A 20,896-nucleotide genomic window follows, 5' to 3' on the forward strand; every position below is an offset into this window, starting at 1 on the left:
GTACGGCTGTGCGGTATCCGGGCGAGGACGCCCACTAACTGCCGGTCAGCGCGCCGTCTTGGGGTCGAAGGCGTCCCGGACCGAATCCCCGAGCAGGTTGAATGCGACGACGAAGATGACCATCGAGACGCCGGGGAAGAACATGTAGGTGATGTCGTTCTGCAGCACGAGCTCGGTCGAGGCCTTGGAGAACATCTGGCCCCAGTCGGGGGTCGGTTCGACGATGCCCACGCCGAGGAAGGACAGCCCCGCCTCCGCGGTCACGAAGTTCGGCAGCATGTACGTCGCCTGCACGAGGATCGGTGTGACCACGTTCGGCAGGATCTCCCTGCGGATGACGCGCCAGGGAGAGGCTCCGCTGACCTTCGCCGCCTCGATGAACTCCCGCTCGCGCAGGGCGAGAGAGGTACCGCGGAGGATGCGGGCGAGGCTCATCCAGCCGAGGAACCACTGGACGAGGATGAGCGCGAGGACCCGCACGTAGGTCGGCGTCTCGTCGCGTGGGCTGACGAAGAGCGACACCACAACCGGCATGCTGGCGATGAAGAACAGCTGCGCGGGGAACGCCAGCAGGAAGTCGATGAGCCGGCCGATCGCGTAGTCGGCCTTCCCCCCGAGGTAACCGGCCGCGATGCCCAGGAGGATGCCCGTCAGCACCGTCGCGAGCGTCACGGCCACGGAGATCATCAACGAGGTCCGGATGCCGTAGATCAGCTTGGTGAACACGTCGTAGCCGTTGCCCGGTTCGAGGCCGAACCAGAACTCGCTGCTGATGCCGCCGTTGGGCTGCACCGGCACACCCGCGCTGTCGAAGAGTTCCGGGCGTTCGTCGGCGTAGATGGTGTACGGGTTCTTGCCGTACAGCTTCGAGATCAGCGGCGCCGCCGCCGCGACGAGGAAGAAGAAGGCCACGACGAACGCCGAGATGACACCGGTGCGGTCGCGCTTGAAGCGGATCCACATCAGCTGGCCGGGCGAGCGGCCTTCGACCTTCACCGTCCCGGTCCTGGTGTCGGGTTCCGGTCCGCCGTCCACGACGACCGACCGTCCGCCACCCTCAATGTCCGTAGGACTTGTCACAGTTCGTCCAATTCACAGGTATGGGTGTGCCCAACCGGCGGCCCGCACGGGCACGCGACCGCTGTGGCATGAGCCGATGAGGCGTGATTCGATGAAGCGTCAGGGCGTCCCCACGGCGAGCGGGAATGCCGCAGCCGGACGCGCGTAGGCGAGCGACGGCGCTACGCGGCCGGACGCTGCTTCAGGACCAACCGCCGGACGAACAAGGACAGTCGGACGCGATGGACGGCGTGGCCGACGACGGAACCCACCTGGTGCCTGTGACACTGCACATGGGACTTCTCCTCATGACTTCACGTGTTCACCAACAGGAGGTTTCCGTCCACACCCTCCGACACCCCTGACGGAGGGCCAGACACCCCCTGGTGCTCGTGAGTCGAGCGCTGTCCCCACAGCGCGAGACCCATTGACCCGAGCGCTACGCGGCTAACTATCTGCCATGAGCCAGGTGCCGACCACTGTCTTTAAATCTCAATTCAGTCACAGCTGGCGCGTAGTTCTTCCGAAAAATGGACAAAGCGTTCGACGGGAGAAGGCCGCGAAACGGACTTGTTACATGGGTATCGGGCGCGGATCTCCGCATTTCGGACACCGACCCGAGGTTGGCCGAGTCCCGCCCACTCGAAAACCGGTTGCAAAAAACCCGGGCACCCCCATCATGGGGGCACCCGGGTTCAGGCGTCCTGCAATCAGGCGCGATCAGCCATGCTTGGCGCGGCTGGCGGCGCGGGCCCGCTCGCGGGCGTCCAGGTTCACCTTGCGGATGCGAACCGCCTCCGGGGTCACCTCGACGCACTCGTCGTCACGGCAGAACTCCAGCGACTGCTCCAGCGACAGCTTGCGCGGCGGCACGATCGCCTCGAACGAGTCGGCCGACGAAGACCGCATGTTGGTGAGCTTCTTCTCCTTGGTGATGTTGACGTCCATGTCGTCGGAGCGGGAGTTCTCGCCGACGATCATGCCCTCGTACACCTCGGTGCCGGGGTCCGTGAACAGCACACCGCGCTCCTGGAGGTTCGTCATCGCGAAGGCGGTGACGGCTCCGGAGCGGTCGGCGACCAGCGAGCCGTTGTTACGGGTCTGCAGGGTGCCGAACCAGGGCTCGAAGCCCTCGTGGATCGAGTGACCGATGCCGGTGCCGCGGGTCTGGGTCAGGAACTCGGTCCGGAAGCCGATGAGACCGCGCGACGGCACCACGAACTCCATGCGGACCCAGCCGGAGCCGTGGTTCGACATGTTGTCCATACGGCCCTTGCGGACACCCATGAGCTGCGTGACCGCGCCCATGTGCTCCTCGGGCACGTCGATCGTCATGCGCTCGACGGGCTCGTACGTCTTGCCGTCGACGTCCTTGGTGACCACCTGGGGCTTGCCGATCGTCAGCTCGAAGCCCTCGCGGCGCATCTGCTCGACCAGGATGGCGAGCGCCAGCTCACCGCGGCCCTGGACCTCCCAGGCGTCCGGACGCTCGGTGTCCAGCACGCGGAGGGAGACGTTACCGACCAGCTCGCGGTCGAGGCGGTCCTTGACCTGGCGGGCGGTGACCTTGCGGTCCTTGACGGCCGCCTTGTTGTCGGCGCCCTTGCCGGTGCCGCCACGGCCGACCAGCGGCGAGGTGTTCGTACCGATGGTCATGGAGATCGCGGGCTCGTCCACCGTGATCAGCGGGAGCGGGATCGGGTTCTCGGGGTCGGCGAGGGTCTCGCCGATCATGATGTCCGTGATACCGGCGACGGCGCAGATGTCACCCGGGCCGGCCTTCTCGGCGGGCTTGCGGGTGAGCGCCTCGGTCATCAGCAGCTCGGTGATGCGCACGTTGGACATCGTGCCGTCACGCTTGATCCACGTGACCGTCTGGCCCTTGCGCAGCTCGCCCTGCTCGACGCGGAGCAGCGCGATACGGCCGAGGAAGTTGTCGGCGTCCAGGTTGGTGACGTGGGCCTGGAGCGGGGCGTCCTCGTCGTAGGTCGGGGCCGGGATGTGCTCCAGGATCGTGGAGAAGAACGGCTCCAGGCTGGTGGAGTCGGCCGGGACCGTGCCGTTCTCCGGCTTGGTCAGCGAGGCGATGCCGTCACGGCCGCAGGCGTAGACGATCGGGAACTCGATCTGCTCCTCGTCCGCGTCCAGGTCGAGGAAGAGGTCGTACGTCTCGTTGACGACCTCGTCGATGCGGGAGTCCGGGCGGTCCGTCTTGTTGATGCACAGGATGACGGGCAGGCGCTGCTGGAGCGCCTTGCGGAGCACGAACCGGGTCTGCGGCAGCGGGCCCTCGGAGGCGTCGACGAGCAGCACGACACCGTCGACCATCGACAGACCGCGCTCGACCTCGCCGCCGAAGTCGGCGTGGCCGGGGGTGTCGATGATGTTGATCGTGATGACGTCACCCCCGTCCTTGGGGTGGTACTTCACCGCCGTGTTCTTGGCCAGGATCGTGATGCCCTTCTCACGCTCCAGGTCGTTCGAGTCCATCATGCGGTCGTCGACGCCTTCGAGCTGGTGCGCTGCGAACGCGCCGGCCTGCTTCAGCATGCCGTCGACGATGGTCGTCTTGCCGTGGTCGACGTGAGCGACGATGGCGACATTGCGGATGTCGTGGCGCGTGGCCATAGTGCGGCGTACTCCCGGAGTGTGAGGAAGGGGCCTGCGCGTACGTCGGTGTTACGCGGACCCTGCCGGGCTGAACACGCCACGGCCTCACCCCATGGTACGTGCACTCTCCAGCAGGGGCTCGCCGGGCCAACGCAAGGGGCGCGGGCGGTACCAATATGCGGCTCCGCCGCGTGGGCGCGACCAGCCCCCACGCACCCGCACCCGACGACGGGACCCGACCCGCCCTACCCCTTGCTCGGGCTCGGGCTCGGCGACGCCTTCGCCCCCTTCTTCAGGAACCCCATGTCCTGGTACACCGGCGTCTGGAAGCCGAAGGCGCCCACGTTCACCAGGTCCTTCCTCGCGCCCACGAGCTGCGGCCGCTGGTACAGCGGCAGCGACCCCGCCGACGCCCAGATCCTGGAGTCCGCCTTGCGCAGCAGCCCGTCCGCCTCGTCCTCGTCCAGCGTGCCCAGCGCCTGGTCGAAGAGCTGGTCCACCTGGTCGGTGCCGACCCGCGTGTAGTTCTGCTCGACGTTCAGCGAGCCGTCGGCCGCCACCACCGGCTTCGCGTAGATCGGCCGCGCGTCCGTCGCCGGGAACGCGGACGACGGCCACGAGTACAGCGCGAGGTCGTACTGCCCGGACGCGATGTGGTCCTTGAAGTAGCTGTCGTCCGAGACCTTGTGGATCTCGGTCGCGATCCCCACCCTGTCCAGCATCTGCGTGATCTGGTCGGCGACCGCCTGGACGGTCTCCGAGCCCGGCCCCGACGGCAGCACGAACCGCAGTGAGAGCGCCTTCCCGTCCTTGGCCAGCGGCCCGGCCGGCGCCCCCGCACCCCTGGGTGCCGCCGTGCCCTTCGGCGCGTACGCCCCGGGCGCCCCGTGGGCGTGGTCCTTCTGGTGGTCGCGGGTGTCCTTGTCGTAGGCCTTGTCGTCCTCCCCGACGATGTACTGCCCGTCGTGCCCGCCGTCCGACTCGTCGCCCTGCTCGCTGTCGCCCTTCTTCTTGTCGCCCTTCTTCTCGTCCTCCCCGCCGGCCGCCTTGCCGCCGGTCTTGACCGGTCCGCCGGCCACCCAGCCCGCGTCGGCGAGCAGGGCCTGCGCCTCGTGGGTGTCGAGGCCGCCGATGGCCCCGCTGCCGTCGGTGTAGGCGGCCTGCCCGGACAGGGCGACGTGGCTGTCGACCGGCACCGCGGGCAGCCCCAGCGGGGTGAGGACCAGCTTGGCGAGGGCCCGGCGGTCGAGGGCGCGGGCGACGGCCCGGCGGACCCGCTCGTCGGCGAGCGGGCCCTCGGAGCCGTTGAGGGCGAGCTGGGTGTAGGCGGGCTCCAGCGACTTGCGGACGCCGAAGTCGCGCAGCTCGTGCTGCTGCTCCAGCCACTTGGCGATGCTCCTGCGGAGCTTCTTCGGCCCCTTGGGCAGCTTCTCCTCGTCCATGCCGAGGGTCAGCGCCCAGGACCGCAGCTTCTTGGCCGAGGTCTTCCCGGCGCCCTGCAACGGCAGGCCGGTGCCCTTCTCGCGGCCGGCGACGGTGATCCGGTCGGCGTCGGCGGCGTCGATGTCGGCGACGTCGACGGTGCCGGCGGCGAGCGCGGAGGCCCGCTTCGCGCGGTCCACGGCGTGCAGGTCGATCTCGTCGAGCTTGGCCGGACGTCCCCACCAGCGCGGGTTGCGGGTGAGGACCACGTCCTTCTTGGCGGTGTCGACCTTGTCGACCCGGAAGGGGCCCGCGGTGACGGTGAGCTTGCGGCGGGCGCCGTCGTTGAAGGCGTCCGGGGTGCCCATGACGTCCTTCGGGTACAGCGGCGAGAACAGCGACTTCCAGTCGGCGTACGGCCGGTCGAAGGTGACCCGGACCTCCAGGTCGTTGGCGCCGCGCTCGATCTGGGCGATGCGGTCGTAGCCGGCGTTGCGGGCGGTCCAGTAGGCGGAGTCCTTGCCGGACAGGGCGCGCCACTGGGCGGCGAAGTCGGCGGCGCCGATCTCCCGGCCGTCGCTCCAGACGGCCTGCTGGTCGAGCTTGTAGAGGACGACCTGGCGGGGCTCGGTCTCGATGACCTTCGCGGACTCCAGGTAGTCCGGGTTGCGGACCGGTTTCCCGGTGGCGTCGATGGTGAACATCGACGGCAGGACGGCCTGGGCGACCCGGGTGGTGCCCGCGTCGGCGTCGGCCTGGAAGGTGTTGAGGGTCTCCGGTACGGCGTCCACGGCCATCTTCAGGGTGCCGCCCTCGGCGACCGCGTCCCGGGCGACCGGCACGATGTCCTGACCGGCCAGCGGCTTGCTGCCCTCGTCGTCGGAGGCGCAGCCGGCGAGGAGGGGCACGGCGAGGGCGCCTGCGGCGAGGAAGGCGAGGGCGCTTCGCTGGAGGCGGCGCGATGGGCCGTCCTTCAGCTGCAGCGCCGTTGTGGCTGGTCGCGCAGTTCCCCGCGCCCCTTCGGGGCGCTGCCCCGCGCCGACGCCGTGGTGAGACATCTCTGCTACCTCCGTGTGGCCCGGTACCACGGGTGGGGTCTGTTCACATTTGGGGGTATTTTGGAGTTGATCACATGTACGTCAGAAGTACGGACCCCACTGAAATGGACGGGGTCCACCGGCCGGGTACGACACGGCGGCGGGGGCTGCCAAAGGCCACCCGTGCGGCGCAATGCCGTGCTCTTCCCCGGCGCAAACAGAGCGCGTGCGGGCGTGCGACGGAGGCACGCAATCCGCCAATCGCTGCACATGGCTTCACATCAGTAGGTGTGACGCGCAACACTCGCAGGCGCATGAACGTTGCCGCCTTGGACCACGAAGTCCGCGGAAGTGAGGTCACGTCATGTCCGTGCACGACGACCTGACGTCAGTCCAGCGTTGCCTAGAGGACCTGAACCGGTCCGTCGGCCGCCTGGAGCAGCAGCTCGGGAGCGGCGGACTGGAGATGCGCCGCGTCCGATCCGACGCCGATCACCTGCGCGAGAGCGTGGCACTGCTGCGGGAGGCGGCCAACTCCGGCGCCCCGAGCAAACGCCCCGAGCTCGTCACCATCTCCGACGACCCGTACGACATCAACCTGTGGACGGACACGGACGACGAGGGTCTCGGCGCCCGCGACCGGCACGCCCCCTAGGAGCGCCCGCCCGCAGGCCCCGACCCCCGAACCGACCGGAGTCATCCGTTGGCCACTGGTACGGAACCACATCAGAACAGCGGCGGCGTACGCACCCGTACGCGCGCCGCGATCTCCGCCCCGCACCTGCGGACCGACCGCTGGTGGCTGGCACCCGCCGTCACCGCGGCCGGTCTGTTCGCGTTCGTCGTCTACTCGACGTGGCGGGCCTTCTCGAACGCGCACTACTACTCGGCGCCGTACGTCTCGCCGTTCTACTCGCCCTGTCTGGCCGAGAACTGCAGGACCATGCCGTCCGGCCCGAACGCCGACCTCTTCGGCAGCTGGTGGGCGATCTCCCCGGCGATCATCATCCTGATCTTCCCGCTGGGCTTCCGCCTGACCTGCTACTACTACCGCAAGGCGTACTACCGCAGCTTCTGGGCGTCCCCGCCGGCCTGCGCGGTGGCCGAGCCGCACGCGAAGTACACCGGTGAGACCCGCTTCCCGCTGATCCTGCAGAACGTCCACCGGTACTTCTTCTACTTCGCCCTGCTGGTCGCCTGCGTGCTGACCTACGACACGGTCCTGTCCTTCCGGGACACGCACGAGAACTGGGGCCACATGGGCCTCGGCACCCTGGTCTTCCTGGTCAACATCGTGCTGATCTGGGCGTACACGCTGTCCTGCCACTCCTGCCGGCACATCGTCGGCGGCAAGCTCAAGCACTTCTCCAAGCACCCCGTGCGCTACAAGGCATGGCAGTTCGTGGGCCGGCTCAACGACCGGCACATGCTGCTCGCCTGGGCGTCGTTGGTGAGCGTGGCGCTCGCCGACTTCTACGTCTACCTGCTCGCGTCCGGTGTCTTCGACGATCCGCGATTCTTTTAAGGACTGGGGCTTCTGATGTCAGCGGTGGAGCGGCAGCAGTGGGACGTCGTGGTCGTCGGCGCCGGCGGGGCCGGACTGCGGGCCGCGATCGAGGCGCGCGAGCGGGGCGCCCGCACGGCGGTGATCTGCAAGTCGCTGTTCGGCAAGGCGCACACGGTGATGGCCGAGGGCGGCATCGCGGCGGCCATGGCCAACGTCAACGAGCACGACAACTGGCAGGTCCACTTCCGCGACACCCTGCGCGGCGGCAAGTTCCTCAACCAGTGGCGGATGGCCGAACTGCACGCCAAGGAGGCCCCGGACCGTGTCTGGGAGCTGGAGACCTGGGGCGCCCTCTTCGACCGCACGAAGGACGGGAAGATCTCCCAGCGCAACTTCGGGGGCCACGAGTACCCGCGCCTCGCCCACGTCGGCGACCGTACGGGCCTTGAGCTGATCCGGACTTTGCAGCAGAAGATCGTCTCGCTCCAGCAGGAGGACGAGAAGGAGACCGGCGACTACGAGTCCCGGCTCAAGGTCTTCCAGGAGTGCACGGTCACCCGGATCCTCAAGGACGGCACACGTGTCTCCGGGGTCTTCGCGTACGAGCGGGAGACCGGACGTTTCTTCGTCCTCGAAGCGCCCTCCGTCATCGTCGCGACCGGGGGCATCGGCAAGTCCTTCAAGGTGACCTCGAACTCGTGGGAGTACACCGGCGACGGCCACGCGCTCGCCCTGCTCGCCGGGGCGCCGCTGCTCAACATGGAGTTCGTGCAGTTCCACCCGACCGGCATGGTCTGGCCGCCGTCGGTGAAGGGGATCCTGGTCACCGAGTCGGTGCGCGGCGACGGCGGGGTGCTGCGCAACTCCGAGGGCAAGCGGTTCATGTTCGACTACATCCCGGACGTCTTCAAGGAGAAGTACGCCGAGTCCGAGGAGGAGGGCGACCGCTGGTACGAGGACCCGGACCACAACCGGCGTCCCCCGGAGCTACTCCCCCGCGACGAGGTCGCCCGCGCCATCAACTCCGAGGTGAAGGCGGGCCGCGGTTCCCCGCACGGCGGGGTCTTCCTGGACGTGTCGACGCGGATGCCGGCGGAGGTCATCCGGCGCCGGCTGCCGTCCATGTACCACCAGTTCAAGGAGCTGGCGGACGTCGACATCACGGCGGAGGCGATGGAGGTCGGGCCGACCTGCCACTACGTGATGGGCGGGGTCGCGGTGGACTCCGACACCGCCGCCGCCCGTGGCGTACCGGGGCTCTTCGCGGCCGGTGAGGTGGCCGGCGGCATGCACGGCTCCAACCGGCTCGGCGGCAACTCGCTCTCCGACCTGCTGGTGTTCGGGCGCCGGGCGGGCTGGCACGCGGCCGACCACGCGGCGGACCTCGACGAGCGGCCGGCGGTGGACGACGAGCAGATCGACGCGGCGGCGGCCGAGGCGCTGCGGCCCTTCTCCGCCGAGGGCCAGGAACCGGACTCCGGCCCGCCGGAGAACCCGTACACCCTCCACCAGGCGCTCCAGCAGTCCATGAACGACCTGGTCGGCATCATCCGCCGGGAGGGCGAGATGGAGCAGGCCCTGGAGAACCTCGCCGGGCTGCGGGTACGGGCGCGCCGGGCCGGGGTGGAGGGGCACCGGCAGTTCAACCCGGGCTGGCACCTCGCCCTGGACCTCAGGAACATGCTGCTGGTCAGCGAGTGCGTGGCCCGCGCCGCGCTGGAGCGCACCGAGTCGCGCGGCGGTCACACCCGCGAGGACCATCCGGTCATGGACCGCCGGTGGCGCCCCGTCAACCTGCTCTGCCGGCTGGCCGACCCCACCGGCGGGCTCGCGGCCACCGACCCGGAGCGCGGCCAGATCGACCTCACCCGCGAGACCACCGACCCCATCCGAGCCGACCTGCTCGCCCTCTTCGAGAAGGAGGAGCTGGTCAAGTACCTCGCCGAAGAGGAGCTGTACGAATGAGCGGCTACACGGCCCACTTCCGGGTGTGGCGGGGCGACGTCGAGGGCGGCGGCCTGGAGGACTTCAAGGTCGAGGTGAACGACGGCGAGGTGGTCCTCGACATCATCCACCGCATCCAGGCCACCCAGGCCGCCGACCTGGCCGTCCGCTGGAACTGCAAGGCGGGCAAGTGCGGTTCGTGCTCGGCGGAGATCAACGGCCGCCCGCGTCTGCTGTGCATGACCCGGATGTCCGTCTTCGAGCAGGACGAGACCATCACGGTCACCCCGCTGCGCGCCTTCCCGGTCATCCGCGACCTGGTCACGGACGTGGGCTTCAACTACCAGAAGGCCAGGGAGGTCCCGTCCTTCGTACCGCCGGCCGACCTCGGCCCCGGCGAGTACCGCATGTACCAGGAGGACGTGGACCGCTCGCAGGAGTTCCGCAAGTGCATCGAGTGCTTCCTGTGCCAGGACACCTGTCACGTCGTCCGCGACCACGAGGAGAACAAGACGGCCTTCGCCGGCCCGCGTTTCCTCATGCGCGTCGCCGAACTGGACATGCACCCGCTGGACGCGGCGGAGGCCTCCGGCCTGGACCGCAAGCGCACGGCCCAGGACGAACACGGCCTCGGCTACTGCAACATCACCAAGTGCTGCACGGAGGTGTGCCCGGAGGGCATCCACATCACCGACAACGCGCTGATCCCCCTGAAGGAGCGGGCCGTCGACCGCAAGTACGACCCGCTGGTGTGGCTCGGCTCGAAGATCAGGAGGCGCCCCGCAGGAGGCTGAGCACCTGCCGCAGGTTGGACTCGGCGATGTCCCGCATCGGTTCGCGCTCCGGGAAGTCGCCGTCCAGCAGCCGGAGCGGCCCGGCGACGAGGTTGAGGTGCATCGCGAGCCGGTACAGCGCCATCCGGTCCTCGTCGAGGTCGGCGGTGCGCAGCACGTCGTAGGCGGGCCCGAAGCGGAGCTGGACGAAGACGTGCTCCCATTCGGCGTCGAAGTACATCAGGCCTTCGATGTCGATGAGCGCGGGATCGCCCTCCTCGGTCACCAGGACGTGGTCCGGGCCGAGTTCGCCGTGCACGAGGGAGGCGTGGTCGCGCGGTTCGACCGCGTCGTAGAGATCGTGCACGCGCTCGGTCAGCGCCTGCCGTACCTCGCGCAGCCGGGGATCCCGCTCGGCCACCTCCGCGATGTCGCGCATCGCGCGGTCCGCGACGACCTGTTCGCAGGAGCTGCCGAGCGGTTTCCCGCCCTCCTCCACCAGGGCGGCCTTGCCGTAGCCGGCGGAGACGTGCTCGCGGAGCACGCCCAGCGTCCCCGCCAGCCGGGCCAGCGGCACCCGTGCGGCGCCCGGGTCGCTGCGGAGCAGCACCTCCAGGCTGCCGCCGCGGACGTCCTCGACGACCGCGGCGTAGGCGGGCAGGTGCGCGGCGTCCTCGTCGGCGAACAGCAGGCGCGGGGTGCGCACGCCGAGTTCGGTCAGCAGGTCGTGGGCGGACAGGAAGAGGCCGAGACCGGAGGCGTGTGCGAAGGGGTCGCGGATGTCGGCGTCGACGGGCCCCCAGTAGTCCTCCTCCGGGGACCAGACGTACGCGATCGCGCTCCGGCCGTTGTCGAGGGCGAGCCGGTAGACGCCTTTCTTGCTCCCGCCGCGCAGCCGGGTGACGGCTGCGGGCGCACGGCCGAGGGCCTCGCGGGAGAGCGACGCGAGGTCGTCACGGGTGAGGTGGGCACGAGCGGTTGTCATGACGTACGAACCCAGTCCTTCCGATAAGAGGTCCAGTCATCCTCGGTGGCGGCGAAGTCGACGTACAGCGCGACGCCGAAGGTAGCGCGATCCGGGTCCGTCCGTGACAGTCCCAGCCGAACCCCGCGCACGGCCGCCGGCACGGTCTCGGCGTGCGCCCAGTGCCCGAACCGGTTCTCGTGGTAGAAGGGCAGCCCCATGAGGAGATCGGTGTCCGCCGGTGTGACCTCCAGCGCGAGGCTGGTCTGCTGCGCGACGTACCCGCCGTACAGGCTCTGCAGCGGCTGCATGGTGTCGTACGACATCACCGCGATCTGGTCCACCCGACGGGCGACTTGTCCGAAATACTCCTGCGACCACCATTTCGGATGGCCGGTGACGGTACCCCAGAAGGAGTGAAAGGCCGGGAGCGGATCGATCTGGTGTGCGGCGACGGAGAGCAGCGGGGTTGCGGGGCGCAGGGCGTCGAGGAGGGCGAGGTAGTTCCGGTCGCCGGAGTGCAGGGGCTCCAGGTCGAAGTGCACTCCGTCGAACCCGGCGCCGACGACCTGCCGGGCCGACGCGACGACGGCGTCCCGCGTCGCCTTCTTCTCCAGATGCATGGCGTACGGCTTCTCGGGCGCGACCTCGTCGCCGAGCCAGGCCTGCACCCGGACGCCGGGGAGTTTTCGATGCACGGCTGTTATCAGCCAACGGGCCTTGGGATAGGCCGATTTGGGCAGCGTGCCGTTGTGTTCCAGTGGTCCGGCATGGACGTAGAGGTCGCGAATGCCGGTGTCCGCGAGCCGGGCGGCGAGGGCGGTGACGTCGGCGTCGGTCCTACGACCGTCGACCCACGCGTGACCGAGCCAGAGGGCGTCCCGGTTCCGGCTGTACGTACCGGCCTTCGGGTCGCCGGCGTAGTTGATGCGGAGGGCGGTCTCGGCGATGAGGAGGGGGAGCAGCAGGAGGAGGGTGACGCCCAGCGCCCACCTGCCGATTTTCTTTTTCCCACCCGCCCGGCCCGTGCGACTTCCGTCGTCGGGTGCGGGTGACCCCTGCGGGGGTTCGGGCGCGTCGGCGGGTGCGGGCGGGACGGACGGGGGGTTCGGGTCGGCGGTGTCGGGTTCCGGGTCGTTCTCCTGGTTCGGGCTCCGTTTCATGTTCCGTCCCCCTTTTCTCGTCGTCCCCCGGCTGTCTCCGCCCCGGTCGCGAAGCCGGCTGGCTGCCCATACCCTCCGAAATGTGACGTCATCCTTGATCCGGGGTCGGCCGAGGCATGCCACGGGACACATAGCCGTGCGGGTGGGGCATGCGGTGCTGGGCGGGGTGGCCGGGGCGGTCTGGCTGGTGTTGCCGGTGATGACGAGCGTCACTCAAGATCCGGTTCCCGTGGCGGGCGGCGGAACGGTTTCCGCGGCCCAGGCGGCGGACGGGGTGTCGGCGACCGATTACGTCCTGCCGCTCGTCGCCGTGGCGGCGGCCGGCGCGCTGGGCGGCTACGGCTACGTACGCCGGATACGACGGGCCCGCTCGCGCACCACGCCGGGGATCCTCTCCCCCGCCCCGCCGGCGCCGTCGCCCGCCGATGTCGAGCGGCAGGCGCGGGCCTCCCTGGTCCTCGCCGACGACTGCGTCCGCACCAGCCGGGAGGCCCTCGGGTACGTCGACGGTGCCGCGTCCGCCGAACGGGCCCTGCGGGCGGCCGAGACCGAGCTGACGGCCGCGTTCGCGATCTGGCGGCGGTACGAGGAGGGGGTGCCGGAGGACGACGCCGGCCGGCGGCAGGCGCTGGTGGGTGTGGTCGGGCGGTGCGCGGAGGCGGGGCGGCAACTGGACGCGAAGGCCGCGGGGTTCGACGCCGTGTGGGATGCGGGGGACGCGCTGGCCGAGGCCGAGGGGCGGTTCCGGCAGCTGGCGGGGCGGACCGGCGGGGTGGCGGCGGCGCTGGCCGGGGCGGGTGAGCGGTACGGTGCGGCCGCGGTCGCTTCCGTCGTCGGATACGTCGAACAGGCCAAGGACCGGCTGGTGTTCGCGACCTCATGGCTCAACCAGGCCCGCCAGGCCGCCGATTCGGGCGACGGCGACGGGTTCCGGCGGGGGGTGCGGGCCGCCGAGGGGGCCGTGGCACAGGCCGGGGTGCTGCTGGGCGCGGTGGAACGCCTGGCGCAGGAGCTGCGGACGGCGGCGGGGCTGGTGCCGGCCGCCCTCACCGGCGCGGAGGCGGAGCTGGCGGGTCTGCGCGGGACGGCGTTGCCGCCGCGGCTGGCGCACGCCGACGCCGTGCTGGCCGGCGTGCGGGGGCAGGTGACCGGCGGGCCGTACGACCCGTTGGACGCCCTGCGCCGGGTCGTACGGGCGGTGGAGGGGACGGGGGGCGGGCGGTCCGGGGTGATCGCGGCGGGGGCGGGGCTGGTGGCGCGCAGCGCGCTGGGGGCGGCGGACGACTTCGTGGGGACGCATCGGGCGGCGGTGGGGGCGGAGGCGCGGGCACTGCTGGCGGCGGCGGGGCGGGCTGCGCCCGCGGACGCCGACAGGCTGGCGCGGCGGGCGCTGGAGCTGGCGGAGCGGGACGTACGGGCGCACGGGAACCCGTTCACCGGCGAGGCCGCGCATGGCAGCGGGGTGGCGGGGGCGGTGCTCGGGGGTGTGCTGCTGGGCGAGGAGGGGGACGGGGGGCCGGTGGTGGCCTTCGGGGGGCCGGAGAGCAGGGGGAGGCTGGGGTAGCGCGTCAGGGGGTGCCGCGGAGGATCGTCGGGCGGCTGCGGGTGCGTGGGGGCTTGTCGCGCAGTTCCCCGCGCCCCCAAAGGGGCGGTCATGCAACCCCCTGCTTTCAGGGGCGCTGGGGGTACCCCCGGCCGAAGGCTGGGGGAGGAACTGCGCGATCAGCCCCCACGGCGCCGCGCATGACCAGCGTCCGGAGGGCCCCTCCTCAGAACAGGCTGAGCAAAGCCTCCGCAGGGTCGGTCAGACCCGTCTCCCCGTCCGGCAGCGGGAGTTCGAACCACACCGTCTTGCCCCGCGGCGTCCGGCGTGAGCCCCACGCCGCGCTGAGCAGACCGACCAGTTGCAGGCCACGCCCGCCCTCGTCGGTGTCCCGCGCCCTACGGCGCCTCGGCTGGACCAGGCCGGAGTCCCAGACCTCGCAGACCAGGGTCCGGTCGAGGAGGAGGCGGAGCCTTATCTCGCCCTCGCCGTACCGCAGCGCGTTGGTGACGAGTTCGCTGACGAGGAGTTCCGTCGTGTCGACCAGCGGCTCCAGGTCCCAGGTGAGGAGCTGGCCGCGCGCGTACTCGCGGGCGCGGCCGACGCTGCGGGGCTCGCGCGGCAGCGTCCAGTCGCCGACCGACTCGGCCGGCAGTCCCTGTACACGTGCCATCAGCAGCGCGATGTCGTCCTCGCCGTGGTGCGTGTCGAGGGTGCTGAGGACGTGGTCGCAGACGTCCTCAAGGGGCTGGGACGGGTCGGTGAGGGCCCCCACGAAGGCCTGGAGGCCCTCGTCGAGGGGGTGGTCGCGGGATTCGACCAGGCCGTCGGTGTACAGCGCGAGCAGCGCGCCCTCGGGGAGTTCGACCTCGACCTCCTCGAAGGGCTCGCCGCCGACGCCGAGCGGCATGCCGGGCGGCACGTCGAGCATCAGGGCGGCCTCGCCCGGTTCCACGAGGACGGGCGGCAGGTGGCCGGCGTTGGCGAACGTACAGCGCCTGGTGACGGAGTCGTAGACGGCGTACACACACGTGGCGAGGTAGACCTCGGAGAGGTCGGCGTCGCGGGGCTGGCGGGCCGTGCGGGTGGCCTGCTGGACCCCGCCGGGGGTGCCGAGGCCGCGGGCGATCTCGTCCAGCGCGGAGAGCACCTCGGCCGGTTCGAGGTCGAGCAGGGCCAGCGTGCGGACCGCGGTGCGGAGTTCACCCATCGCGACCGCCGCGCGTAGACCTCGGCCCATCACGTCCCCCACCACCAGCGCCGTGCGGTGGCCGGGGAGTTCTATGACGTCGAACCAGTCGCCGCCGACCTCGGTGGCCGCGTTGCCGGGCAGGTAGCGGCAGGCGATGTCCAGGCCCGAGGCCTCCGGGTCGCCGGGCGGGAGCAGGGACCGCTGCAGTATCAACGCGCGTTCGTGCTCGCGCCGGTAGAGGCGGGCGTTGTCGATGCAGACGGCGGCACGGGCGGCCAGCTCCACGGCGAGGTCCCGGTCCCGGTCGCCGAACGGCTCGCTGCCCTTGGTGCGGGCGAACTGGGCGAGGCCGACGACCGTGTCGTGGGCGACCATGGGCACGGCCAGCGTGGACTGGACGAGGCCGCCCTCCGCCGCCGGCACGTGCTGCGGGCGGGCCGTGCGCAGGGCGTCCGCGCACGGGGAGTTGAAGGGGTAGTGGTGGACCGCGCCGACGGCGACCGGGACGCCGCCGCCCACGAAGGGGGCGTCGGAGACCGCGCTGGCGAAGGCGACCCGGCGCAGTTCGGCGCTGCCGTCGGCGAGTCCGGGCGGGGTCTCGTCGCCGGCCAGCAGGCCCTGGTAGAGGTCGACGGTGGCGAGGTCGCAGAAGCCGGGGACGACCACGTCGAGGAGCTCGCGGGCCGTGGTCTCCAGGTCCAGGGAGTTGCCGATGCGGGCGCCGGCCTCGTTGAGGAGGGCGAGGTTGCGCCGGGCGGCGGCGGCCTCGCGGGCGGCGGCGCGGCGGGCGGTGATGTCGAGGCCCAGCCAGGCGATGCCGATGGGGCGGCCGGTGCCGCTGTGCACCCGGTAGAGGTTGATGGACCAGTGCCGGCGCTCCTCGGAGCCCGGTACGAAGCCCGTGACGTGCATGTCGGTGATGGAGTTGCCGGTCTCCAGGACCCGGCGCAGGGTGGCCGCCACCCGCTCGGCCTCGGAGCGCGGGAGGTAGTCGTGGACGCCCTTGCCGCGGTGGTCGTCGGGGGTGCCGCCGAAGATGGAGGAGAACCGTACGTTGGCGCGGCGGATCCGCAGGTCGGTGTCGATCAGCAGGAAGCCGAACGGAGATTGACCGAATATCGACTGCGAGGCCGCGAGGTCGGTCTCGATGCTGCGTAGGGTGCGGACGTCGACCACGATGCACACGGCCGCGTTCTCGCCCTCGGCGGTGCGGGTGGGCATGACGTAGACCTCGGCGATGCCCTCCTCGCCGCGCTCGCCGTCCGCCCTGCCGGGCATCCGGAACGGGACCACGCCGGTCCACTCCCGCCCGTCCAGGATCTCGGCCATCTTCCGCTGGCCGCGTTCGCGCAGGTCCGGGTCGACGAACGCCTCGATGGGGTCCATGCCGACGGCGCGCTCGGCGGGGATGCCGAAGATCTGCTCGGCGCGCAGGCTCCACTGGTCGACCAGGCCGCCGGCGCCGATGGAGAACGAGGCGACCTTGATGTAGTCGTAGATCGAGCCGGGCGGGCTGCTCTGCCACACGGCGTCGCCAGGGACCGCGGCTGTCTCCGCGGTCCCCGCCCTCGCGCCGTCCGACGGGTCCTCGGACTCCGTGGCCTTAGCTGGTATCTCGCTCACGCGAACCGTCCCCTCCAGCTCACCGCGTCCGGCACCGGTCACCGGGTGCGGCTGCCCGCAGTATCCAGCACTACGGTGCCGCCTGACACGGTGTTCACGATCACAGCACGGTCCCGACGATTTCCGGACCGGACCGTGACAACACTTCCAGTCTTCTAACCAGGGAACACGCCGTCGAATCACGTACTCCGGCACGCGTTGATCGGCCACTCTCGCGGGTGGACGCCGTAGCACTGCGTGTACACCCCGTTCACCCCGTTCACCCCGGTACGGCCAGCTCGAACCAGACCGTCTTGCCGTTGTCCCCCGGCCGGGTACCCCAGCTGCGCGAGGAGCCCGCAACCAACTGGAGGCCGCGGCCACTCTCGTCGTCGGGGCTGGCCGCACGCTCGCGCGGCGGGTCCGGGAGCGGGTCGGAGACCTCGACCCGCAGGGTGTCGGCGAGTTGAGGCGGGCGGACGAGGCGTACGCCGATGGGGCCGGTGGCGTGCCGCAGCGAGTTGGTGACCAACTCGCTGACCAGCAGGGCGGCGAGATCGGCGAGGCCGTCGAGGCCCCAGCCGCGCAGTTGGTCTCGGACCGCGGTCCGGGCGCTGCGCACGGCGCCCGGTTCCGCGGGAAAGGTCCACTCGACGGTGTCACCTTCGGTGTCGATCACACCGATCACTTCCCAGTCGCTTCCCCGGCTGCGAGCCCGGCACTGTCCGGTTTCGTGGGGTTAATGGGCACATACCCGATTACTGGGAGGCAGTACCGCGAGAGAGGGCGCACTGTGGTGCGAACGGCTTACGCCGGGAGGGCCGTGCGCCCAGGGGCTCGGGGGGTGCGATTGTCGGGCGGGTGCGGCGCCGTGGGGGCTTGTCGCGCAGTTCCTCCCCCAGCCTTCGGCCGGGGGGACCCCCAGCGCCCCTATTCGTCGGGGCTGCGCCCCGCACTCAATCGGGCGGCCACCTCGCGTACCGCCGGGACGTCCTGGTCCAGCCAGTTCACGTTCCAGATCTCGCCCGGTGCGAGCCATCTCAGCTCGTCGTGGTCCTGAAGGGGCTTGGGTTGCGGGGAACCGGGGTGGAGGCGGGCGGTCCACACCTGGAGGACGTACGGCTCCCGCAGTGGCCACTCACCCGGCACCCGCGTCAGCGTCTCCGCCTCGACGCCGAGCTCCTCGTGCAGCTCGCGCACGAGGGCGTGCTCGGGGGTCTCGCCGGGCTCGACCTTGCCGCCGGGCAGCTCCCAGCGGCCGGCCAGCTCGGGGGGTGCGCTGCGGCGGGCCGCGAGGAGGCGGCCGGTGTCGAGCAGGGCCGCTCCGACCACCACGATCCGTTCGCTCATGGGCCGGAGCCTACGGGAGGCTCAGTTGCGGGTACCGCCGTCCCCGTTGCCGTTGCTGTGGCCGATGCGCTCGACCCAGTAGAGCTGCTTGTGTCCGCGGTCGTCGAGACTGTCGGCGATCTTCTGCGCCTCGGCCCGGGTCGCGTACCGGCCGACCCGGTAGCGATTGCCGTTGTCGTCCTGCCGTATGACGAGCCAGGGGAGAGAGACCGTGCCTTCCGTCATCGCGCCCCTCCGCATCTCCCGGCTCCCGCCCATCCCCGCCCCGCTAAGGAAACCGCACTCCGCATATGCCCGAGCGTACGCCTAACCTTTACGCAGCGAATACGCCTTTTCACAAAGAGGTACGCAACCAGCCAGAACGGTGGGGGCGCACGACAACGAATGCGCCGTTCGCGCGCCCCGCACTTCGGGTCGCAGGCATGGCGAGGACAGCCGGGCCACCTGCGAGAACGGCCGGATTCCAGCGGCGGGCACAGGTCCGGACCTGAGTCGTGAAGGCGTCAACCATCGCAAGGGTGTGCGCTACTTCACGAAGAGGTGGTACGCCCGCCTACCTCACCGGCAGATGGTAGGAGGCCCGGTATCGGTCGGCCGGGATGACGACGTCCGCGGTCTCCACCGGGCGGCCGGAGGCGTAGTACGTCCGCTGGATCACCAGGACGACATGGCCCGGGACCCCGCCCAGGGTGAGCAGTTCCTCGGCGAGGCCGGGGCGGGCGCCGACCTCCTCGGTGACGTTGTCCACGACGACGTCGATGGCGCGCATCCGCTCGACCACGCCCATCCCGCCGAGCGGGCCCTCCTCGGGCAGCATCACGGGGGTCCGGCCGGTGACGGCGAGGGGCTCCCAGGAGGTGGAGAGCATCATCGGCTCGCCCGCGTCCCGGAACAGGTACCGGGTGCACATCACGCGGTCGCCGACGTGGATGCCGAGCCGGTCGGCGATCGCGGCGCCCGCCCCGGTCTGCTCGCTGCTGGACTCCCAGGTGCCGCGCGCCGCCGCGTCGGACTGCTCCTGGCGGAACGGGGTGGCGCCGCCGGCCGGGCGGTACCCGGAGCGGGCCACCCGCCGGGGCACGGGCCGCTCACGCACATAGGTCCCGGAGCCGGACCGGCCCTCGACCAGCCCCTCGGCCATCAGTACCTTGCGGGCCTCCAGGGCGACCGTGTCCGAGACGCCGTACTCCTCGCGGATACGGGCCTGCGAGGGCAGCCGGGTGTGGGGCGGCAGCGAACCGTCGGCGATCTTCTTGCGGAGATCACCCGCGACACGCAGATACGCCGGCTGCTCACCGAAAGTCACTGGCCGCTCCCATCAGGTTGTACAGACAGCAACAGCGTGGCAACCGTGGGTTGAGCCGTGCAAGCAAAGGCCAGAGAATCACTCGATGTGATGACATGTGGCCCGGGGAGGCTTTACGCAGGCACTTTCTCCCCGTTATAGCCGCGATCACACCTCCACGCCGGAGCCACTTCCTCCGCTGCCGGAGCCGCCGCCCCCGTCGTCGTACGAGGGCGGGGTCGTGGCGAGGCCCAGAGCCTTGCGGGCGGTGACGGTCCGCTTCGGGTCGAGCAGCGCCGAGCCCTTGTCGTAATGGGCGTAGTACGTGTCCGCGTCCGTGGCCTTCGCGGCCTTCGCCCACTCCGCCTTGGCCTTGTCGAGGTCCGCGATCAGGTCGTTCACCGGCTTCCGTCCGTCCGGGCCCCAGCCGTGCGCGCGCAGCATCGCGGTCTGCTTGCCGAGGGCCGTGGTCACCCGGTCCGCCCACTGCCGGTAGCCGGGCAGGTCGTCCTCGACGTACTCGGCCTCGGGGACGGCGGCGAGGGCGGTGTTGAGGACGTGCGCGGCGTCGAGGTAGGCGACCTGGTCGGCGTCCAGCACGCTCTCGTCGTTGCGCAGCGAGCCGGACAGGGTGCGGCCCTCGGTCGTGTTGCCGAAGACGCAGGCCACCTCCCGGTCGCCGTACCCCCAGCTGTCCTCGCTCGGCGTGAAGTAGTACACGTCGACGTCGCCGGGTATCGCCCAGCCGTCCATCGCGTAGCCGTCCTCCAGGGCGTAGCAGCGCCGGTCGGCGGAGTCGCCGACGCTGTCGTCGCCCGGGTAGTCCGGGCCCTTGAGCTTGTAGGTGGCGAAGACCTCGCCGTCGTGGGCCTTCTCGCAGTCCACGACGGTGACGTCGGACACCAGGTCGCCGGTGAGCGTGCCGTCGGGGGTGTCGAAGCAGTCGCCGGTGGACAGGGAGAGGCTGGAGCTGTCGTTCGCGCCCTCCTTGACACCCTCCCAGAACTCCGCCGCCCCGCCGGTGGCCAGCACCAGCACCCACAGGGCCAGCCCGAGTCCGGAGAGCACCGACCCGATGACCGCCATCGCCTTGCCGCGCTCACCCCGCTTGCGGATCTGCCCGAGCCCGACCAGCCCCAGCACCAGCCCCACCCCCGGCAGGCAGCACAGCAGCCCGAGCACGAGGGAGGCGATGGCGAGCCCGTTGACGGGCGGCTGCGGGGCGTAGGGGCCGTAGCCCTGCCCCCAGGCCTGGTACGGCCCCGGGTAGGGCGGCTGCTGCCCGTACGGCGCCTGCGGGTACTGCGGGTACTGCGGCGGGCCCGACTGGGGCGGTGGGTAGGGCCCTTGTGGCTGGTGGGGGCCGGGGGGCGGAGGTATGGACACCGGTACCGTGCTCCTGAGGGGGCGTCGAGCCGCGCGGAAACGGACGGCTGAACTGACGT

16 protein-coding genes are annotated in these 20,896 nt (G+C 70.9%); 5 read left to right on the forward strand and 11 right to left on the reverse strand.

The genetic code is table 11. The features are described 5' to 3' along the window. Nucleotides 1-45 precede the first annotated feature (45 nt). From ABT137_RS21695 to ABT137_RS21705, 3 genes are all read right to left on the reverse strand, one after another. Nucleotides 46-1,080 (reverse strand): ABC transporter permease, encoded by a 1,035-nt coding sequence (locus ABT137_RS21695; protein WP_351711209.1) that lies wholly within the window; start codon nucleotides 1,078-1,080, stop codon nucleotides 46-48. A gap of 699 nt (nucleotides 1,081-1,779) precedes the next feature. After that, on the reverse strand, nucleotides 1,780-3,687 hold the full coding sequence (gene typA / locus ABT137_RS21700) for a translational GTPase TypA (RefSeq protein ID WP_351711211.1): 1,908 nt from the start codon (nucleotides 3,685-3,687) through the stop codon (nucleotides 1,780-1,782). A 227-nt stretch (nucleotides 3,688-3,914) separates the two neighbouring features. Beyond that, a complete protein-coding gene (locus tag ABT137_RS21705; RefSeq protein WP_351711213.1) occupies nucleotides 3,915-6,149 on the reverse strand; it encodes an ABC transporter family substrate-binding protein in 2,235 nt (744 codons plus the stop codon). A gap of 343 nt (nucleotides 6,150-6,492) precedes the next feature. Here ABT137_RS21705 and ABT137_RS21710 point away from each other — a divergent pair, with 343 nt between their 5' ends. The 4 genes from ABT137_RS21710 to ABT137_RS21725 are packed head-to-tail and all read left to right on the forward strand — an operon-like array spanning nucleotide 6,493 to nucleotide 10,373. After that, nucleotides 6,493-6,783, forward strand: a complete 291-nt coding sequence (locus ABT137_RS21710; protein ID WP_217557302.1) for an Rv0250c family protein — start codon at nucleotides 6,493-6,495, stop codon at nucleotides 6,781-6,783. Nucleotides 6,784-6,831: 48 nt separating this feature from the next. Further along, nucleotides 6,832-7,653 carry a succinate dehydrogenase subunit SdhC gene (gene sdhC / locus ABT137_RS21715; RefSeq protein ID WP_351711215.1) on the forward strand — a complete coding sequence of 274 codons (822 nt, stop codon included), beginning with the start codon at nucleotides 6,832-6,834 and terminating at the stop codon, nucleotides 7,651-7,653. 15 nt (nucleotides 7,654-7,668) lie between these two features. Beyond that, nucleotides 7,669-9,600 (forward strand): fumarate reductase/succinate dehydrogenase flavoprotein subunit, encoded by a 1,932-nt coding sequence (locus ABT137_RS21720; RefSeq protein WP_351711217.1) that lies wholly within the window; start codon nucleotides 7,669-7,671, stop codon nucleotides 9,598-9,600. After that, nucleotides 9,597-10,373, forward strand: coding sequence for a succinate dehydrogenase/fumarate reductase iron-sulfur subunit (locus tag ABT137_RS21725; RefSeq protein ID WP_089098984.1), 777 nt, complete (start codon nucleotides 9,597-9,599; stop codon nucleotides 10,371-10,373). Before ABT137_RS21720 ends, ABT137_RS21725 begins: the two co-directional genes overlap by 4 nt. Here ABT137_RS21725 and ABT137_RS21730 read toward each other — a convergent pair. Both ABT137_RS21730 and ABT137_RS21735 read right to left on the reverse strand, forming a co-directional pair. Beyond that, nucleotides 10,348-11,337, reverse strand: coding sequence for a phosphotransferase family protein (locus ABT137_RS21730; RefSeq protein WP_351711221.1), 990 nt, complete (start codon nucleotides 11,335-11,337; stop codon nucleotides 10,348-10,350). The two genes, ABT137_RS21725 and ABT137_RS21730, sit on opposite strands and share 26 nt — an antisense overlap. Further along, complete coding sequence (locus tag ABT137_RS21735; RefSeq protein ID WP_351711223.1) at nucleotides 11,334-12,479, reverse strand: glycoside hydrolase family 18 protein; 1,146 nt, start codon at nucleotides 12,477-12,479, stop codon at nucleotides 11,334-11,336. The genes ABT137_RS21730 and ABT137_RS21735 overlap by 4 nt, the downstream gene beginning before the upstream one ends. 82 nt (nucleotides 12,480-12,561) lie before the next feature. Here ABT137_RS21735 and ABT137_RS21740 point away from each other — a divergent pair, with 82 nt between their 5' ends. Then, complete coding sequence (locus ABT137_RS21740) at nucleotides 12,562-14,043, forward strand: hypothetical protein (protein WP_351711225.1); 1,482 nt, start codon at nucleotides 12,562-12,564, stop codon at nucleotides 14,041-14,043. Nucleotides 14,044-14,248: 205 nt separating this feature from the next. Here the strand turns inward: ABT137_RS21740 and ABT137_RS21745 are convergent, their stop codons facing one another. The 6 genes from ABT137_RS21745 to ABT137_RS21770 all read right to left on the reverse strand — a co-directional run bounded on the left by ABT137_RS21745 (nucleotide 14,249) and on the right by ABT137_RS21770 (nucleotide 20,837). Next, a complete protein-coding gene (locus ABT137_RS21745; protein WP_351711227.1) occupies nucleotides 14,249-16,837 on the reverse strand; it encodes a SpoIIE family protein phosphatase in 2,589 nt (862 codons plus the stop codon). A gap of 259 nt (nucleotides 16,838-17,096) precedes the next feature. Next, nucleotides 17,097-17,504, reverse strand: coding sequence for an ATP-binding protein (locus ABT137_RS21750; protein ID WP_351711229.1), 408 nt, complete (start codon nucleotides 17,502-17,504; stop codon nucleotides 17,097-17,099). A 242-nt stretch (nucleotides 17,505-17,746) separates the two neighbouring features. Next, complete coding sequence (locus ABT137_RS21755; RefSeq protein ID WP_351711231.1) at nucleotides 17,747-18,166, reverse strand: (deoxy)nucleoside triphosphate pyrophosphohydrolase; 420 nt, start codon at nucleotides 18,164-18,166, stop codon at nucleotides 17,747-17,749. Between the two features lie 21 nt (nucleotides 18,167-18,187). After that, nucleotides 18,188-18,391 (reverse strand): SPOR domain-containing protein, encoded by a 204-nt coding sequence (locus tag ABT137_RS21760; RefSeq protein WP_351711233.1) that lies wholly within the window; start codon nucleotides 18,389-18,391, stop codon nucleotides 18,188-18,190. A gap of 328 nt (nucleotides 18,392-18,719) precedes the next feature. Continuing rightward, nucleotides 18,720-19,472 carry a GntR family transcriptional regulator gene (locus ABT137_RS21765; RefSeq protein ID WP_351711235.1) on the reverse strand — a complete coding sequence of 251 codons (753 nt, stop codon included), beginning with the start codon at nucleotides 19,470-19,472 and terminating at the stop codon, nucleotides 18,720-18,722. A gap of 147 nt (nucleotides 19,473-19,619) precedes the next feature. Then, nucleotides 19,620-20,837 carry a DUF4190 domain-containing protein gene (locus ABT137_RS21770; RefSeq protein WP_351711237.1) on the reverse strand — a complete coding sequence of 406 codons (1,218 nt, stop codon included), beginning with the start codon at nucleotides 20,835-20,837 and terminating at the stop codon, nucleotides 19,620-19,622. Nucleotides 20,838-20,896 lie beyond the last annotated feature (59 nt).

This window comes from Streptomyces sp. NPDC001980, assembly GCF_040296885.1.
In the GTDB taxonomy this organism is placed as follows: domain Bacteria; phylum Actinomycetota; class Actinomycetes; order Streptomycetales; family Streptomycetaceae; genus Streptomyces.

Excerpts from the sequence above, each read along its gene's own strand:
- typA (WP_351711211.1), bottom strand. The coding sequence starts at position 3,687 with ATGGCCACGCGCCACGACATCCGCAATGTCGCCATCGTCGCTCACGTC.
- ABT137_RS21705 (WP_351711213.1), bottom strand. The coding sequence starts at position 6,149 with ATGTCTCACCACGGCGTCGGCGCGGGGCAGCGCCCCGAAGGGGCGCGG.
- ABT137_RS21710 (WP_217557302.1), top strand. The coding sequence starts at position 6,493 with ATGTCCGTGCACGACGACCTGACGTCAGTCCAGCGTTGCCTAGAGGAC.
- ABT137_RS21720 (WP_351711217.1), top strand. The coding sequence starts at position 7,669 with ATGTCAGCGGTGGAGCGGCAGCAGTGGGACGTCGTGGTCGTCGGCGCC.
- ABT137_RS21725 (WP_089098984.1), top strand. The coding sequence starts at position 9,597 with ATGAGCGGCTACACGGCCCACTTCCGGGTGTGGCGGGGCGACGTCGAG.
- ABT137_RS21730 (WP_351711221.1), bottom strand. The coding sequence starts at position 11,337 with ATGACAACCGCTCGTGCCCACCTCACCCGTGACGACCTCGCGTCGCTC.
- ABT137_RS21735 (WP_351711223.1), bottom strand. The coding sequence starts at position 12,479 with ATGAAACGGAGCCCGAACCAGGAGAACGACCCGGAACCCGACACCGCC.
- ABT137_RS21755 (WP_351711231.1), bottom strand. The coding sequence starts at position 18,166 with ATGAGCGAACGGATCGTGGTGGTCGGAGCGGCCCTGCTCGACACCGGC.
- ABT137_RS21760 (WP_351711233.1), bottom strand. The coding sequence starts at position 18,391 with ATGACGGAAGGCACGGTCTCTCTCCCCTGGCTCGTCATACGGCAGGAC.